18 protein-coding genes are annotated in these 16,240 nt (G+C 41.8%); 6 read left to right on the forward strand and 12 right to left on the reverse strand.

Annotated elements, in window-relative coordinates; genetic code table 11:
- Positions 1 to 28: 28 nt before the first annotated feature.
- From FTV50_RS16760 to FTV50_RS13940, 10 genes are all read right to left on the reverse strand, one after another.
- Positions 29 to 235, reverse strand: a complete 207-nt coding sequence (locus tag FTV50_RS16760; protein WP_249748506.1) for a DUF2147 domain-containing protein — start codon at positions 233 to 235, stop codon at positions 29 to 31.
- A gap of 410 nt (positions 236 to 645) precedes the next feature.
- The gene (locus FTV50_RS13900) at positions 646 to 909 is read right to left on the reverse strand and encodes a YdcH family protein (RefSeq protein WP_078192816.1); all 264 of its coding nucleotides are present in this window, start codon (positions 907 to 909) and stop codon (positions 646 to 648) included.
- A gap of 109 nt (positions 910 to 1,018) precedes the next feature.
- A complete protein-coding gene (locus FTV50_RS13905) occupies positions 1,019 to 1,357 on the reverse strand; it encodes a chaperone modulator CbpM (RefSeq protein WP_111885626.1) in 339 nt (112 codons plus the stop codon).
- A 10-nt stretch (positions 1,358 to 1,367) separates the two neighbouring features.
- Entirely contained in the window at positions 1,368 to 2,330 is a 963-nt protein-coding gene (locus FTV50_RS13910; RefSeq protein WP_180024767.1) for a DnaJ C-terminal domain-containing protein, read from the reverse strand.
- Positions 2,331 to 2,471: 141 nt separating this feature from the next.
- Positions 2,472 to 2,936, reverse strand: coding sequence for a DUF2147 domain-containing protein (locus FTV50_RS13915; protein WP_078192815.1), 465 nt, complete (start codon positions 2,934 to 2,936; stop codon positions 2,472 to 2,474).
- A gap of 188 nt (positions 2,937 to 3,124) precedes the next feature.
- Positions 3,125 to 3,589: a DUF2147 domain-containing protein gene (locus FTV50_RS13920; RefSeq protein ID WP_180024756.1), complete on the reverse strand. Its 465-nt coding sequence runs from the start codon at positions 3,587 to 3,589 to the stop codon at positions 3,125 to 3,127.
- A 284-nt stretch (positions 3,590 to 3,873) separates the two neighbouring features.
- Positions 3,874 to 4,326, reverse strand: coding sequence for a DUF2147 domain-containing protein (locus FTV50_RS13925; RefSeq protein WP_373683693.1), 453 nt, complete (start codon positions 4,324 to 4,326; stop codon positions 3,874 to 3,876).
- A gap of 247 nt (positions 4,327 to 4,573) precedes the next feature.
- Positions 4,574 to 5,449, reverse strand: coding sequence for an Hsp33 family molecular chaperone HslO (gene hslO / locus FTV50_RS13930; RefSeq protein WP_111885623.1), 876 nt, complete (start codon positions 5,447 to 5,449; stop codon positions 4,574 to 4,576).
- A 50-nt stretch (positions 5,450 to 5,499) separates the two neighbouring features.
- The gene (locus tag FTV50_RS13935; protein ID WP_180024757.1) at positions 5,500 to 7,341 is read right to left on the reverse strand and encodes a monovalent cation:proton antiporter-2 (CPA2) family protein; all 1,842 of its coding nucleotides are present in this window, start codon (positions 7,339 to 7,341) and stop codon (positions 5,500 to 5,502) included.
- A gap of 79 nt (positions 7,342 to 7,420) precedes the next feature.
- Positions 7,421 to 9,643 (reverse strand): primosomal protein N', encoded by a 2,223-nt coding sequence (locus tag FTV50_RS13940; protein WP_180024758.1) that lies wholly within the window; start codon positions 9,641 to 9,643, stop codon positions 7,421 to 7,423.
- Positions 9,644 to 9,793: 150 nt separating this feature from the next.
- Here FTV50_RS13940 and gspF point away from each other — a divergent pair, with 150 nt between their 5' ends.
- The 4 genes from gspF (at position 9,794) to FTV50_RS13960 (ending at position 12,682) form a co-directional block, all read left to right on the forward strand.
- Positions 9,794 to 10,999 (forward strand): type II secretion system inner membrane protein GspF, encoded by a 1,206-nt coding sequence (gspF, locus tag FTV50_RS13945; RefSeq protein WP_180024759.1) that lies wholly within the window; start codon positions 9,794 to 9,796, stop codon positions 10,997 to 10,999.
- Between the two features lie 57 nt (positions 11,000 to 11,056).
- The gene (gene gspG, locus FTV50_RS13950; protein WP_373683025.1) at positions 11,057 to 11,473 is read left to right on the forward strand and encodes a type II secretion system major pseudopilin GspG; all 417 of its coding nucleotides are present in this window, start codon (positions 11,057 to 11,059) and stop codon (positions 11,471 to 11,473) included.
- A 283-nt stretch (positions 11,474 to 11,756) separates the two neighbouring features.
- Complete coding sequence (locus FTV50_RS13955) at positions 11,757 to 12,092, forward strand: hypothetical protein (RefSeq protein ID WP_180024760.1); 336 nt, start codon at positions 11,757 to 11,759, stop codon at positions 12,090 to 12,092.
- A gap of 251 nt (positions 12,093 to 12,343) precedes the next feature.
- Positions 12,344 to 12,682, forward strand: coding sequence for a tRNA-binding protein (locus FTV50_RS13960; RefSeq protein WP_180024761.1), 339 nt, complete (start codon positions 12,344 to 12,346; stop codon positions 12,680 to 12,682).
- Positions 12,683 to 12,766: 84 nt separating this feature from the next.
- Here the strand turns inward: FTV50_RS13960 and lnt are convergent, their stop codons facing one another.
- Together lnt and FTV50_RS13970 are read right to left on the reverse strand one after the other, a co-directional pair.
- Complete coding sequence (gene lnt / locus FTV50_RS13965) at positions 12,767 to 14,326, reverse strand: apolipoprotein N-acyltransferase (RefSeq protein WP_180024762.1); 1,560 nt, start codon at positions 14,324 to 14,326, stop codon at positions 12,767 to 12,769.
- The gene (locus FTV50_RS13970) at positions 14,323 to 15,162 is read right to left on the reverse strand and encodes an HlyC/CorC family transporter (protein ID WP_078189781.1); all 840 of its coding nucleotides are present in this window, start codon (positions 15,160 to 15,162) and stop codon (positions 14,323 to 14,325) included. Before FTV50_RS13970 ends, lnt begins: the two co-directional genes overlap by 4 nt.
- A 200-nt stretch (positions 15,163 to 15,362) precedes the next feature.
- On the opposite strand from FTV50_RS13970, the gene tusA reads away from it, so the two are divergent.
- Positions 15,363 to 15,620: a sulfurtransferase TusA gene (tusA, locus tag FTV50_RS13975; protein WP_078189780.1), complete on the forward strand. Its 258-nt coding sequence runs from the start codon at positions 15,363 to 15,365 to the stop codon at positions 15,618 to 15,620.
- 133 nt (positions 15,621 to 15,753) lie between these two features.
- The coding region (locus tag FTV50_RS13980) for a phage late control D family protein (protein WP_180024763.1) at positions 15,754 to 16,240 on the forward strand (487 nt) is incomplete at its 3' end.

Consider the following 16,240-nt stretch of genomic DNA (forward strand, 5'->3'; position numbering starts at 1 on the left):
CAGTTTCTCTGATGGGCGGGTTTAGTTGCTAATCATTACGAATCCATGTGGTACTACGTCCGAGTGCAGACACGCCAATATAGCCGCGCATGGTTAAACGTTTGCCATTTGCACTCAGCTTGCCTTTGCCTTTATAGATATTGCCCGAGAGGGGATCCAGCACGTTTCCATTGCTATATTGATTTGGATATTGTGGGTCTGGTTTAAATTCTTTGATAATTTCGGAACCTATCAAAACCCATTTTTGAGTTTGCCATTACATTTTAAGCATACTTCGACCAAGGGTTTGTACTGCAGCGGGTGTATTGCAGTGAGTGTTCCGCTATACGTCCCATCAGCATTTTTGACGATGGTGACATCGCCGCGTGAATATCCTGCTTAGTCATCAATTGTTTTCCAAACATCGGTCATATCACTGGCATGCAACAGACCGCTGAAACTGAGTAATGCTCCAAATAGCACATGATGTATTTGCATGATGAATCCTTTGTCATGATTTTATTGTTTTTAAATTTTTTTTTAAAAATCTGCAGTACAACGCGATTTGACTGATCCTTATGGTCTTAGCAATTCAATTGCTTAGCCTCGTGGGTTGTACTGCGAACGACATGCATCATGAAAATCCCCTATACATGAATCGATATCTCAAGAGATATCATCATTTTCGTTACTTTTCAGCAAGCGATAAATTTCATCTTTTAGCTTTAATTTCTTACGCTTAATGGTCTCAATATCCGTGTTATGATGATTGACAGGATTTAATTCCAATTGAATAATTTCACGATCTAACTCATCATGTTCTTCAAAGATCCGTGCAAAATATGGATTTTCATCACGTAACTGAGAGACCAAATCACGGTACTCAGGAAACATGTTTTTGACTTTTTTATTGCAATCTCGTGTTTTCATGGTTGTCGATCACTTCCTCTACAAGACAAACTCTACAAGACAAACTCTACAAGACAAACTCTACAAGAAAAGAAAAACGCCCTGCGAGGCAGAGCGTTCATGATTACATTTAATGTGAATGAAACTGTTGGTGTTTGACTTGGCGACGTAGTTGTTGAACTTCGTCAATTAAATCAAGCATCATAGCGACCGCAGTAAAACTGGCATCGAAATCTCGTTGAAGCCGATACGCACGCCGTGCGCGAGATATATCATCGCCAAAAAATTGATGAATCCTGTCTTCTGAACGGCTAGGCAGAATATCGTATTCGAGTAGTTGCAGAACCCATTCTGGACTTTGCCCACAGGCAGAGGCAAAGTGTTGTAGATCAAAACTACTTTTTTCGTCTACGATTTCAGTCTGTTTACATCCGTCACAGACAATTTCACGATAATGAATTGTTGTCATGGTGCTCTCCTTAAGACTGTCGTGGATTAAATGACGGAAAAGCTTGAGCAAAAGCCGCATATGCTTGTTGCTCTTGTTCGGTTTGTGCAGCTGGTATCTGTATATTTAAAATCAGGTAAAGGTGTCCGGGTGTTTTATTTGGTATCCCTTTGTCCTTTAATCGTAGCTGCTGACCAGTACGTGCATTTTTAGGAATTTGTAGTTCTAATGTTTTGCCATCAGGACTGGTAAATGCAATTTTTTGACCCAATGCGGCTTCCCATGGACTGATATTCAGTTGTTGGAAAATATCAACGCCTTCTACACGGGTTTGCTCAGTTTGTTTATACAAAATTTCAATGTATAAATCGCCGGCGGCTCCACCGTTATAGCCAGCTTGCCCTTGGCCGGAGAGTCGAATTTGTTGACCTGATTTCATACCTGCAGGAATTTTGACTTGCAGGGTTTTACGTTGGACTTCAGGCTCACCATGGGCGTTGAGGCTTGGAATCTGTAAGGTGATATTCTGCGTTGCACCATGAAATGCGATTTCTAAATCCACTTCTAAACTGGCGTGTTGGTCTTCACCACGGAAGCTCTTGGTTTGGCGGTTTGCATGTTGATACTGATAGTCACCGCCACCAAAGCCTTGCCCAAAACGACCAAACAAGTCTTCAAATCCACTAAAGTCCGCATGCTGACCATCACTCGTCGATTGGCGATAAAACTGAGATTGGTCAAAACCACCTTGGTTACCAGCATTAAACCCAGCAAATCCTTGAGGATGATCGAGTTCAAAATCGTATTGTTTTTTCTTTTCGGCATCACTTAAAGTGTCGTATGCAACATTAATCGCTTGCATACGCGTTTCAGCATCAGCCTCTTTACTGACGTCAGGGTGATATTTACGCGCCAATTTTCTATAGGCTTTTTTTATTTGATCAGCCGAAGCATCTCGGGCGATCCCTAAAGTTTGATAGTGATTGTCTGGCATACTCTCTTTATAAATATTGATCATGTTTTAATCAATATAGAAGGGTTCATCAAACTGTCATAGGGGCAAACAGCATCTTATTGTTTCAAAACATGACAATAAAAAAGCCTCACGAGGAGGCTTTTAAAAACACATTTAAAATTAATATTTTATCCAAGTGACACTACGACCAATCACAGATACACCAACATACCCACGTATAGTTAAATGTTTTCCTGAAGCACTAAGTCTTGCTTTGCCTTTATAGATTTTTCCACCAATCGGGTCCAGAACTTTACCGTTTTGGAATTCACGTGGATTTTTTGGATCTTGTTTAAAGTCCCAAATAAATGGCAAGCCGATAAAAGGTTTATTTTTCAATTCACCTGGGCAGTTCGAGCAGACGCCCATTTTTTCAGTGCCAGGGACATTGCGTGTGGTGACAATGATGCCTTCATAGCTTCCATCGGCCTTTTTGCGAATTTCAACGTCTGCACGCGAATATCCTGTACGGTCATCGACGGTTTTCCACTTCCCCACTAGCGGATCGGTTTCCGCAGCGATTGACAATCCTGACAAAGTGCTAAGTAGTATTCCGGCAAATAATTGTTGATATATTTTTTTCATTTCATCCCCTGAAAATTCAGAATTGTGTTTTTAGAGTAAGTTGCCTAATTTATATATAAAGTCCTACAAAATCAATGTGATAGTTTGTGATGTATTTGGCATATTTTTTTAAAACGCTGCTTTAATATGGAGTTTTTACTCTAATTTTTAAGTTAAAAAAGGCCTTTAATGATTTAAAGGCCTCGTGCTTAATTTTTGACCCAAGTGACATTGCGTCCAATTGCAGAGCCTTCAGTACGACCATTGATGATCAAATGCTTACCATTATTCATCAAACGAGCGCGTGCATTGTAGTGCTTGCCTGATTTGGGATCGAGCATCACTCCACCCACAAATTCATTGGGCTTTTCTGGATCAGCGCTTAGGCCGCTTAAAGTGGTTAAACCGACCATGGGTTTATTTTTCTGAGCACCGGTGCATTGCGTGCATGTCGAAACATTTGCCGTTCCCGGTACGCTTCGGCTTTGGATAATGGTGGCTGAATACACGTCATGCTTATCTTTGCGAATCACCACATCGGCAAGTGAATAACCTGTTCTATCATCAATGGTTTTCCATGTCCCCACTAAGGGGTCAATCGCTGCAAAAGCAGAGGAGAAACTGCAGATGGAGAACATGCCGAACAGGATAGAAGGGAGGAATTTAACAGCCATACAATTACCCACATTACACAAAAAGCGGATGCCTAAAACTTAAAGGCATAAAAATATTATGGGTTTAATGTAGCCTGAAATAATATGAATATTCTAGTGATTTTTTAAGGATTGGTATTTATATTTTGAGCCAAAACATGAACGTGTTGGCGCTAAATGAGGTTTATGCTGAACGTCTACGCACTAGTAAAATAGTCGGAATTCATCTCAAAGTAGATTGTTATTGGCATGATGAACTCGTCTGGAGTTGAGTTCATCATGCCAATGAAAGCCAAAAGGCCGCTTTAGTTGACGCGGATCCAAGATACCGTCCGGCCGAGGAGCGTGGTTCCAACATAACCTCGAAGTGTCAGCACATTGCCGCGCGCATTCAATTGCCCTTTACCTTGATAGGTATTGCCTGAAAGTGGGTCGATCACCTTGCCATCGGTATAGGTATTCTCTTTTGCATTATGTTTGAAGCCAGAGAATATCGGTAAACCAATTAAGGGTGCATTTTTGAGTTTACCTTCGCATTTTTCACAAATCGTGGTGACAGGGCGGTTAGGGATGGCATGTACTTTGGTGATTTTACCGCTATAGCTGCCGTCTTTTAATTTGGTGATTTGGACTTCAGCACGGGCATAGCCTGTTTTGTCATCTATGGTTTTCCAGGTCCCGACGAGGTCTGCTGCATGTGCTGTCATTGGGCCAAAGCAGAACATGGCTAAAGCAATAGCGAGTGTTTTGAGTTTCATATTTTATCCAGTTTTTTTACATTATTTTTCTATTAAAAAATAAAGCTTTGTTGGTTTTTTTGACTTTATTTCTGGCGCGATTCTACTCGAAAAAAAATTGATCGCAAATACAGCTGATCATGTTGAGGTTCTAAAGTTTTAAACTATTCGACTAAGCGGATGAAAGTAGCTGTTCTAAATTTAATCGGAATAATAAAAAAGCACCCCGAAGGATGCTTAGATTTAGGCTTTCAATCATCACGATGATTTAGCTGAGGTGTTGACCAAAAAGGGATAAAGCTTCTTCTGCAGTAAAGGTATATTTTGTATTACAGAATTGGCAATCCATTTCAATTGGGTTTTGAAACTCTAGGGTTTCACGAACTGCAGCAACACCGATTTGTTCAAGTGCTGTCGCACAGCGTTCTTTTGAACATGTACAGCCAAATTTTAAGGCCTCAGTTTCAGGAAGACGAACTTCTTCTTCGTTATATAAACGATATAAGATTTCATTTGCGGATAAAGACGTTAACTCTTCTGCTTTTAATGTCTCAGTGAGCATGGTTAAACGTGGCCATAGGTCTTCATCGACACGGCGTTGTTCTTCTTCGTTGTTACGTGGTAATAATTGAATCAGTAAACCACCTGAACGGCTGTTGCTGCTTGCTAAGACGATACGTGTTGGGATCTGTGCAGATAGATCATAATATTGCATCAAGCAACCCGCTAATGTCGGTTTGTCTAAAGGTACAATCCCTTGATAACGCTCACCAAATTCAGGCTCGATATTAATGAAAAGTACTGGGTTTACCAAGGCTTTGAGTACCGTGCTGCTGTCTTCTGCGGCTTGAAAGTGGGGGTCTTCTTCATAATCTGCAAGTGCGCGAACTTCACCGAGATGATTACATTCCGCCATTGCCCATTTAAATGTGCCTGCAGCCTGAATTTGTAAGCTAATACGACCTTTAATTTTTAAGGTACTGGCCAACAAGGCAGTCGCGCTGAGCATTTCACCCAAGAGAATTTGTACAGCAGGTGCATAGTCACGCTGTGCAAGAATCGTTTGTAGGGCTTCTTCAAGATGAACCACTTCTCCACGAACAGGGCTATCTTCAATAAAAAAGCGTTGGCGTAAATCTGACATAAAATTCTCCATAACCCTGCTTTAATGGTGACGATATTGTAAAACACAAGTCATTCATTATCATCTCTTGTGACATCAATACGATGACGTTGTAAGCTGCGTTGTAAATCAACACCTGTAGGTTTTTCACGGGCTTGCGCATCGCTTTCAAACAAATGTTCCAGTTCAGCTAAAGCGTTACGATGCGTTTCATAAATCTTTTGTTCATCGGTATAGATTTGCTGCTGTTGAGTCAGCAGTTTCTCATCATAATCACGGAACAATTCGATACTTTTATAGGCATCTTCATCGCTGATACCTAAGTCACACAGCATGTGATAGGCCATCCCTAAAGAGGATAAATAGGTTTCACGCCAAATATGCTCAATCCCCAAATCACGCAGCAAATGCACCTGATGACGGTCACGCGCGCGGACCAATAATTTTAACTGAGGGTAATTCAGACGAATATGACGCGCCACGTTCATCGAGTCTTCAATATCATCTATGGCAAGGACAAACACTTTGGCATGTTCAATGCCCGCAGCGCGTAAAATATCTGGTTGTGTGGCATCGCCATAATACAGATGACCACCATAATTACGTACGAAATCGACTTTGTCTAAGTTGCTATCAATGGCGGTAAAAGACAAATGCTGTAAATGCGCCACACGAGCAATGATTTGTCCAAAACGTCCAAAGCCCGCAATAATCACAGGATTATGTTCATCCGGAATGTCGTCATACTCTGGGATGGTTTTTGGATTAAAACGTGGCAAAATTTGTGATTGTATTAACCAATACAACATAGGGGTCAACACCATCGACAAGGTGACGATGAGGGTTAATGGCTCCAAAATGGCTTGTTGTACGACATTTTCACTTTTCGCCACACTAAAGACCACAAAGGCAAATTCACCGCCTTGAGCCAAACAGGTCGCCAGTAAAATACTGTTGCGCCATGAATTTTTGAGATAACGTGCAATTGCGGTAACTGACGCCATTTTGATGAGCATCAGTGCCAACGCACCACCGATAATGAACCATGGCATTTCAACAAACAAAGACAGTTCCGTGGTCATGCCCACGGTCATAAAGAACAGACCAAGTAAAAGCCCTTTAAACGGAGCAATACTCGCTTCGAGTTCATGGCGGAATTCCGAGTCTGCCAATAGCACGCCAGTCAAAAATGCTCCGAGTGTGGTACTGATGCCAAGTACATCCATCAACACCACGACACCCAGCACTATAAATAAACCGACAGCGGTGATCAGTTCATGCGCACCACTTTTCGCGACGAAGCGGAAAAAAGGCCGCATTAAGTATCGACTAAATAAAAATAAGCCTGAAAAAGTCGCAATGATGGCAGCGAAATAGGCGATTCCGTGATGTGATGATTCTGTTCCTGCGAGCAGGGGAATGACTGCAATCAGGGGAATCGCGGCCATATCTTGAAACAGCAAAATCGAAAAGGATTGTTGCCCATAGGTGGTGTTTAATTGCTGCTTCTCACTCAGCATCTGCAAGACAAAGGCAGTAGAAGAAAGAGCGAGAGCGAAACCGATAACGATACTGGCTGCAATGCCTTGTTGTAAGGCAAAAAAACTGCCTAGCGCTAAAACAAGACCGGTCTGACCGACTTGTAAACTCCCCATGCCGAAAATAGAACTACGCATACTCCATAGACGCTGTGGACGGAGTTCGAGGCCGATCAGGAACATCAGTAAGATCACGCCAAACTCAGCGAGATCTTGGATCGCTTGGGGATCACTGGCAATGTTAAAGACATCGGGGCCGAGCAAAATACCAGTGAACAGATATCCCAATACCGTTGCAATACCAAAGCGCTTGAGCAAAGGGACAAGCAATAAGGATGCGCCAAGGAAAATTGTGATCTGTAACAGTAGTGACATTTACTCGTCCTAGAGTTGTGTTTTTGGTCGAAAGTTGCAATTCAGTATGACTGATATTTTCAGACTGAATTGTACGCGTTTAACTGAGTTCCTGTGGGTCTATATCGAGGCTCAATTTCATATTTGATGGCTTGTTATGCAAGATGTTTTGCCACCAATAACGCAGATAATAATGTAAGCGCGCACGATCTGTAGACAGTAAAACCATGTGGGATTGGTAACGCCCTGCTTTGCGCTCCATCGGGGCAGGAATCGGCCCCCAAATATCAATAATTCCAGCAGAGTCCTGACGCAGCAATTGGGCATGTTGCTGTAAAAATTCAGTATTGATTTCTTGGTTTTTTGACTCACAGCGTACCAATGCGGCATAGCGAAACGGTGGCATTTGTGCCATTTCCCGTTCTTTCATGGTTTCTTTGGCAAATTTTCGATAGTTCTCATTGACCAAAATATTCAAAAGCGGATGGTCGGGTCTTAATGTTTGTAGGAATACGTCGCCTTTACGTTCGCCACGGCCGGCACGCCCTGTGACTTGCACAATGAGTTGAGCGGTACGTTCGATGGCACGGAAGTCCACACTCAGCAGACCTGAATCGATATCTAAAATCGCCACCAAGGTGACGTAAGGGAAATGATGACCTTTGGCCAGCATTTGTGTACCAAGTAAAATAGCAGGCTCACTTTTTTGAATCTTGTCATAAATCTTTTGCCAACTACCAACGCGGCTGGTTGAGTCACGATCCACTCGAATGATGTCATGTTCAGGAAACAACTCATTTAAACTTTCTTCAACTTTGGCTGTGCCCATCCCAATAGATTTGAGCTCCTGATGATTACATTGTGGACAGTGATCTGGCATACGGTGAATGGTGCCGCAGTGATGACAATGTAAATGTTGATAAGGTGTGCGGTGTACAGTGAAATTGGCATCACAGTGTGGACATTTGGCTTGCCATGCACAACTTTCACAAATCAGTACAGGTGCATAACCGCGGCGGTTTAAAAACACCAATACTTGCTCTTTTTTTTCAAGCCGTTTACGGATTTCACCAATCAAAAGTTGGCTGATTCCATGCTGCTTCTGTGCCACTTTAAGATCAAGGATGTGCATTTTCGGCATTACCGCGGTGCCTGCGCGTTGGTTTAGTTCCAAAATTGTCATCTTGCCTTGTTTGGCAAGGGCATAGCATTCAATGCTAGGCGTGGCAGAACCAAGAATGACAGGGCATTGTTCCAAATGCCCACGGTAAAGTGCGACATCCCGAGCGTGATAGCGAAAGCCTTCTTGTTGTTTGAATGACAGATCATGCTCTTCATCAATCACAATTAAACCTAGATTAGGCAGTGGCGTATAAATCGCAGAACGTGTGCCTAAGATAATTGAAGCCTTGCCCGTTTGCGCAGCTTGCCAAGCTTGCATACGTTTTGAATCGTTTAACCCCGAATGTAATAGGGCAATATTGCAATGAAAACGTGATTGGAAGCGGCTGATGGTCTGTGGGGTAAGTCCAATCTCAGGAACTAAAACCAAGACCTGTTTGCCTTGCTTGAGAACCTCTTGCATGATTTGTAAATAGACTTCAGTTTTACCACTGCCAGTTAAGCCATCGAGCAGGAAGGCCTGATATTTTTTACGGACTTTTAATACGCTATCGATCGCTTTTTTTTGGTCAGGGTTTGCTGTAAGTGGCATTTGCGCCATGCTCATCGGCATCGGGCTAAAGTCTTGTTCTGCTAACACACATTCGCAGATGCCTTTTTTCTCTAAGGCTTTGAGTGTTGCTGTTTCCACACCTGACAAATTTAAAAGATTTTCACCTGTGCCTGTGGGATGTAATTTTAGTATTTTATACGCTTCTTGTTGACGCTCTGAACGTTTAATTTTGGCTTCAGCATTATGGTCAATCAGATTCCATGTCCGTGCCAATAAATTATAGGGCTTTCCTTGGCGTAACAGCGTCGGAAGGGCATTTTGCATCACTTCACCAATCGGAAATTGGTAATACTGTGCAGACCATGTCAATAAATTTAAAACTTTCTCATCTAAAATGGCACGATCATCAAGAAGTTCGGTAATGGCCTTGAGTTTAAAGCTTGAATCTAGTGGTGCATCGGGAGCAATTTTTTCCACGATGATACCGGTCAAATTTTGCCGACCAAAAGATACAGCAACGCGTGCACCTACTTCAGCTTGTTGGTATTGCTCTTGGCTTAAGCTGTAATCGAAGCAGTCGTATAAATATACCGGAACGGCGACTCGAACGCGGTAAATAGGTGTTGCAATGCTCGCTAAATTTGCCATAAAACGTGGATAAGTTCCTGATTAAATTTCGTCGTGATCGTAAAGGAGTTGTGTTAGAGTGAGCTCATATTTTATATCTAAGAATATGAATGATTTTGATGGTCAGACGCAACTGCGCTGATAGAAATTTTGGAAAATTAGAGCATTACAATGCCTGCATATCAGTTTACTGCCATAGACGCTTCAGGGAAGCAGCAGAAGGGTGTACTTGAGGGTGATTCTGCGCGTCAAATTCGTCAACAGCTCAGAGATCAGTCACTTATTCCAGTTGCTGTCGATCCGATAGAGCAAAAAGACAAACACGCGCAGCAGCGTTGGTTTCAAAAAGGGCTGAATGCCTATGACTTGGCTTTATTGACTCGCCAACTTTCAGTTTTGGTTGCCGCTGCAATTCCATTAGAAGAAGCGATTCGTGCTGTGGGAAAACAAAACGAAAAAGCCCATGTGCAAAACCTGTTGATGTCGGTGCGTTCTAAAGTTTTGGAAGGGCATTCTTTAGCCAACGCACTACAACAAGCGGGACGCTTTCCTGAACTGTATATTGCCACGATTGCAGCAGGTGAGCGTTCAGGTCATCTCGATCTCATTCTCGACCAACTTGCCGATTACACCGAAAACCGCTTTGCCATGCAAAAAAAAGTGCAGGGTGCGATGATTTATCCCATCATCCTGATGTTAATGTCTTTCGGTATTGTGATGGGACTCATGACCTATGTGGTCCCAGATATTGTCAAAACCTTTGACCAAAGCAAAGATGCCTTGCCGTGGATAACAGTCGCTTTAATGAAAGCCAGTGATTTTATCCGAATGGCTTGGCCATTTTTATTGGTCAGTAGCGTAGTCTCGATTTTTCTCTTGGTTCGATTCCTCAGAACAGCGGCGGGACATTATGCCTTTGATCGATTGACCTTGAAATTACCGTTATTTTCCAAACTGTCTAAAGGCATTAATGCCGCTCGTTTTGCCAGTACCTTGTCGATTTTAACCAAGTCTGGTGTGCCTTTGGTCGATGCTTTAAAAATTGGTGCAGCGGTCAGTAATAATTGGGTGATTCGAGATTCGGTCAACCTTGCGGCAGAGAAAGTAACAGAAGGTGGTAATTTAGCAACACAGCTTGAGCGAAGTGGTTATTTCCCACCGATGATGGTACAAATGATCAAAAGTGGTGAAAGTTCAGGCGAATTAGACCGGATGCTAGAACGTGCGTCGACGATGCAAGACCGAGAAGTGACGACCTTAATTTCAACTTTATTGGCGTTGCTTGAACCGCTGATGTTGGTATTTATGGCGAGCATTGTACTGGTGATCGTGATTGCTGTGATGCTGCCAATCGTGAATATGAATAATATGATTTAAGACATTCGAACAATGATGTGAACAGAGATTTGTAACATGCAAGTGAAGACAAAAAATATGAAGCAACAAGGTTTTACTTTAATTGAAGTGATGGTGGTCATTGTCATTTTAGGTGTTTTGGCAGCGCTGATTGTACCGAACGTGATGGGCCGTGGTGAAAAAGCTAAAGTCGATACTACGGCCATTACTTTAAAAAGTGTCGCTGGCTCATTAGATCAATACAAAATGGACAATGGTAAATTCCCTTCAATGCAAGACGGCGGATTAAATGCTTTGGTCACTAAACCTGAGTCTGCTAAAAACTGGTTGCCAGGTGGCTACATCAAAGGTGGCTATCCAAAAGACAGTTGGGACAATGACATTCAATATGTGATTCCCGGTTCTGAAGGCCGTCCTTATGATCTTTATTCATTTGGTGCGGATGGTCAGTCTGGCGGTGAAGAAAATGATGCCGATATTTACTATAAACACTAACTGAGAATAATTATAAATTCAGTTTTAATGGATTTAATCACTTCACTTAATAGGATGTTTCAATATTGAGTGAAGTGATAATAAATCTTAATTATAAAATTAATGTTAAGTTGTTGAATTTAATTTAAATAACATAATATAAAATATGTGATATTTATAATAAGAATTATTCCCAATTTTATTGATTACAATAATCGCAAAATATGAATAAATATAGGCTTTTCATTTAAATAAAACCGCGCATAATATCTTTTATGGTACTTTTTTAGCCATGGAGGATAGCATGAAAGCATTATTATTAACGGATGAAATTAACCAATTTCATTGGTCTATGCTGAAATCTATTCTTTTGATTTTAAGTATTCTGCCGATCAGTCAAGGCATTGTGTATTTATGGCAAAGCACTGAGGGCAGTAGCCAAATTATGGTGGGCTTCTTTGCCATGAGCTTAATGAGTTCATTACTGGCTTTAAGTTTTTGGTCTGCATTAAAAGCGACTGTGGCAAATTTAAAACAAGAACATGCATCTGCCATCGAACAACTGGTTGTTCGTCTTTATCGATATATTCCAATGGTATCTTTAGCTGCCATGCTTTCCTATTTAGTTACGCAGTTATAATCCCAAAATTAAACCTTCAAAACTGGAGCTTGCTCCAGTTTTTTTTATGTCTCGTGTTAATGAACAGTTCGTAGCGTACATCAGTGCATACTTCTACATGGTACGCGCTCTAACATAACCTTGCTTTGTCCGTTTTGACGCATCGAATGTCTGTTTCACATATGGTCAGCCTGAATGAAATTTTTATAATCTTTACATATCAGATCTTAGATAGTTAGATGAAGTACAACAAAGAAAAGAAAGAGGGAAAAATGCAACAGATCGATTGGCAAGATTTTTTGAAAGTTGAATTACGTGTGGGGAAAATTGTAGAGGCGGAAGTCTTTGAGCAAGCACGTAAACCTGCGTACATTCTTTATGTGGATTTTGGAGAGGAACTGGGCATTAAAAAATCCAGTGCGCAAATTACACAGCTATATCAGCCGGAAAATCTATTGGGAAAATTGGTCGTTGCCGTCGTGAATTTTCCAAAAAAACAAATTGGGCCGATCCAGTCAGAGTGTTTGGTCACAGGTTTTCATAATGCAGAGGGGCATGTTGCTCTTTGTGTGCCTGATGCAGAGATTCCCCTAGGCACTAAGTTACTTTGAAAAAGTTAAGGTGAGCTGGCACCCTGAAAGTTTATCAATAAAAAACCGAGCTTTGGCTCGGTTTTTTGATCTTTTGTAGCGGAATTAACGGCGTGATTTAAAAGAAATATCAACTTTACGCGGGCGATAAATCCAACCGAGAACCAATAACAAGAATGAGAAAATCAACACAGGCCAATCACTTAAGCGTGTGTAAAGTGTCTCGCCTTGCATGGCAGGTAAATCACCACGAAGTACCGCATCTTTATCCATCGGTGCTTGTTTCACAATGTGGCCATTATGATCAATAAAGGCGGTAATGCCGGTATTGGTTGCACGGATAAACCAACGGCCATTTTCTTTGGCACGCATTTGAACCATTTGTAGGTGCTGATGTGGGCTCGCTGTTCCAGTAAACCAAGCGTCATTGGAAATAGTCACTAGGTAGTCACTTTGACTGGCATTACGGCGCGTTAAGTTAGGATAAGCCACTTCATAGCAAATCGCTGCGCCTAAATCATGACCTTTAACATTCAAAGGATTTTGGTTGTTTGCGCCACGTGAAAAGCCACTCATCGACGGGTCATTTTGTAGGGCAGGTAGTACCCAACTTAACATCCCTGAAAGCGGAATGTATTCACCAAAGGGGACTAGACGTTGCTTCTTGTATAGACCAGAAGATTCATCACCAGTTGCCATGATGGTGTTGTAATACATAGGGTGTTGGTTTTGCTGTGATTCTGCCAAATCCCAATAGGGAATACCTGTCACCCAAGCCGTACCTGTTTTATTGGCTTGGATTTTCATCGCATCCAAAAACGGCTCAATATCGGTTTGGAACATTGGAATGGAGGATTCCGGCCAAACAATGACATCACGCCCCCATTCGGTCCGACTTAATGACGCATATTTCATTAAGGTTTGAGCTTGGTATTCTGTTAACCATTTTAAATCTTGTGGAATATTGCCTTGAATTAAGGAAACACTCAGCGGTTTTTCATTTTTAGGCTGAACAAATTGCAGTTGCGCTGCACCCCATGCACCGAGCAAAACAAGGGCAGAGGGAACAATCCAAAAGATGCGTTTACGCAGGATTTCAACCAAGGCGCAGGCCAATACAATGACCGCGAAAGATACCCCAAAGATCCCGAATAATGGCGCATAGCCATCGAGGAATCGTTCAGTAAAGGCATAACCTGCAAACAACCATGGAAAACCAGTAAAGACCCAAGTTTTACTCCACTCGAAAAACACCCAAAGTGGCGCAAAGGTCAGTGGTGTTTCTGGAAAGAAGCGGCGGTAGAGCCAACTCTGAACTGCGGTAAACAGCCCCATCACAATTGCCATAATGGCAATCATCAAAACACTGAGTGCTGAATTGGTATCACCATAGACATGGATCGAGGTATACAGCCAAAAAGCCCCGACAAACCATAAGCCAAAGCCATAAGCTAGACCAATGAAAAACGATTGTTTAGGGGTACGCTGACTTAAGCAGGCATACAGCAGGGCTGGAGATAAAATCGCCAACCACCAATAATGATAAGGTGCCAGCGACAAGCTGAATATGGCACCTGAAAATAATGCGATCAGCAAAGGATAGATGAAAGGTAGCTGTTTTTTTTGTTGTGAATGGTTTAGCAGCTTATCAAAGTAGGTTCTCATTTACGGACAGCTCGGATCAGATGAATGGTACGTGCATCTGCCTCCAAAATGGTAAACTCCCAGTTTTCAAGTTCAATCACTTGACCTTGTAAATCACTGACTAAGCCCATTTCTTGTAGCAGTAAGCCGCCCACAGTTTCTACTTCATCATCTGAAAAATCAGCATCTAAAAGATTGTTAAAGTGTTCAATTGGTGTAAGTGCTTGAACCAACCATGTATTTGCGCTCAGCGGGTCTTCATCTGGAATGATAAATTGAGCTTCTTCATCAACTTTGTCGTGTTCATCTTCAATTTCACCCACAATTTCTTCAAGAATATCTTCTAAAGTCACTAAACCTGAAGTTGTGCCATATTCATCAATCACTACAGCGATATGGGTTTGGGTATTTTTCAACATACGTAAAACTTGGTCAGAACGCGCGCTCTCGGGTACAAATAAGGGTTGACGCATTAATGCACGAATATCGACTTTGGTGGTCGGCTCTGTCAAAAATGGCAACAAATCTTTGGCCAACAAAATACCGACAACATTGTCTGGCTGGTCTGAGGAAAAGACTGGGAAACGTGAGTGTGCAGATTCAACAAGTACATGCAAAATATCTAATAGCTCATCATCTTCTTGTAAGCTGATCATCGCAGTACGGGGGGTCATAACCTCGCGGATTTTAGTTGCAGGTAAGTCGAGTACCCCTTCGAGCATGGCAACTGTATCGGGTTCTAAGAAGCGACGTGAATCTTGTACCAATTTCAACAGTTCGTCACGGGTTTCTGGTGCAGTGCCCAGCCATTTACGTAAGCCGCGCATGCCCCACGACGGGCCGGATTCCTCTTGCATGATCTTTCCTAAAGACTCTTAATATCTAATAAATGATGATTTTATCATACCGTAGAAAATACAGTTGTCTATTGTTAATGTTGATCTAGATGATGAGCGATCAAGTCATTTTAAGACGTTATCATCTGCATTTTTCAAGCTAACATTCGGTCGTCAGGATTATGCTAAAATAGCCTTAGATTTTAATACTGAGTTTTCTAATGTCTGAGCCTTCTGTGCCCCCATCAATTCAATTAAACACCCGTGGCTTACGTTGCCCTGAGCCTGTGATGATGTTGCATCAAGCCATTCGTAAATCAAAATCGGGCGATATTGTTGAGGTTTTTGCAACAGATAATTCGACCTCTTGGGATATTCCGAAATTTTGTATGCATTTAGGTCATGAGCTATTGCTTCAAGAAGAACGTCTTGATGAAAATGGAAATAAAGAATTTCATTATTTGGTTCAGAAAGGTTAATTTAAGAGATTGTAAAAAATAATAATTATTAAGATGTTACATTTTTATTAATAAAATAGGCTGGTCAAGTCTGATGGCTAGCCTATATCATTCGCAGCATAATTATACAAAGTTTAAAAAACAGACTTTTAAAATGTTAAATTCGATTGCTCTTATACTTGAAAAATTAGGCTTATCCGCCCAAAAACGTGCCATTCATGTGCAATTTTCCAACCCTGCGTTGAATGATGAGCTTTTTATTCAACGTATTGATGGGGAGCATGTCTTAAACCAAGGCCTGCAAGCGACTTTGATTTGCCTATCTACTAATGCCCTTATTCCATTAAAACAATTTATTGGCGCACAAGTCGCCGTTGATCAAGTGACCGATCAGGGCGAACTCTTCCGTACCACGGGTATTATTACCGAAGCCACCCAAGGGCAGAGTGACGGTTCACTCACGCTGTATAAACTCACTTTAGAAGATGCAACATCGCTGTGGCATAAACGCAGGAACAGCCGTGTGTTTATGAACAAATCGGTGCGTGATGTCAGTGAGACTCTTTTTAAAGAATGGCAAAGCAAAAGTCCGCTCTTTGCTGCCAGTCTAACGCTAGATCTAAGCGGTTTAAGCCAAAACT

The sequence above is a fragment of the Acinetobacter sp. YH1901134 genome (assembly GCF_013416965.1).
In the GTDB taxonomy this organism is placed as follows: domain Bacteria; phylum Pseudomonadota; class Gammaproteobacteria; order Pseudomonadales; family Moraxellaceae; genus Acinetobacter; species Acinetobacter amyesii.

Coding starts and splice junctions, on each gene's coding strand:
- FTV50_RS13915 (WP_078192815.1), bottom strand. CDS start 2,936: ATGAAAAAAATATATCAACAATTATTTGCCGGAATACTACTTAGCACT.
- FTV50_RS13910 (WP_180024767.1), bottom strand. CDS start 2,330: ATGCCAGACAATCACTATCAAACTTTAGGGATCGCCCGAGATGCTTCG.
- FTV50_RS13935 (WP_180024757.1), bottom strand. CDS start 7,341: ATGTCACTACTGTTACAGATCACAATTTTCCTTGGCGCATCCTTATTG.
- lnt (WP_180024762.1), bottom strand. CDS start 14,326: ATGAGAACCTACTTTGATAAGCTGCTAAACCATTCACAACAAAAAAAA.
- FTV50_RS13900 (WP_078192816.1), bottom strand. CDS start 909: ATGAAAACACGAGATTGCAATAAAAAAGTCAAAAACATGTTTCCTGAG.
- FTV50_RS13970 (WP_078189781.1), bottom strand. CDS start 15,162: ATGCAAGAGGAATCCGGCCCGTCGTGGGGCATGCGCGGCTTACGTAAA.
- FTV50_RS13960 (WP_180024761.1), top strand. CDS start 12,344: ATGCAACAGATCGATTGGCAAGATTTTTTGAAAGTTGAATTACGTGTG.
- tusA (WP_078189780.1), top strand. CDS start 15,363: ATGTCTGAGCCTTCTGTGCCCCCATCAATTCAATTAAACACCCGTGGC.
- FTV50_RS13920 (WP_180024756.1), bottom strand. CDS start 3,589: ATGGCTGTTAAATTCCTCCCTTCTATCCTGTTCGGCATGTTCTCCATC.
- hslO (WP_111885623.1), bottom strand. CDS start 5,449: ATGTCAGATTTACGCCAACGCTTTTTTATTGAAGATAGCCCTGTTCGT.
- FTV50_RS13925 (WP_373683693.1), bottom strand. CDS start 4,326: ATGAAACTCAAAACACTCGCTATTGCTTTAGCCATGTTCTGCTTTGGC.
- FTV50_RS13905 (WP_111885626.1), bottom strand. CDS start 1,357: ATGACAACAATTCATTATCGTGAAATTGTCTGTGACGGATGTAAACAG.
- FTV50_RS13940 (WP_180024758.1), bottom strand. CDS start 9,643: ATGGCAAATTTAGCGAGCATTGCAACACCTATTTACCGCGTTCGAGTC.
- gspF (WP_180024759.1), top strand. CDS start 9,794: ATGCCTGCATATCAGTTTACTGCCATAGACGCTTCAGGGAAGCAGCAG.
- gspG (WP_373683025.1), top strand. CDS start 11,057: ATGAAGCAACAAGGTTTTACTTTAATTGAAGTGATGGTGGTCATTGTC.
- FTV50_RS13955 (WP_180024760.1), top strand. CDS start 11,757: ATGAAAGCATTATTATTAACGGATGAAATTAACCAATTTCATTGGTCT.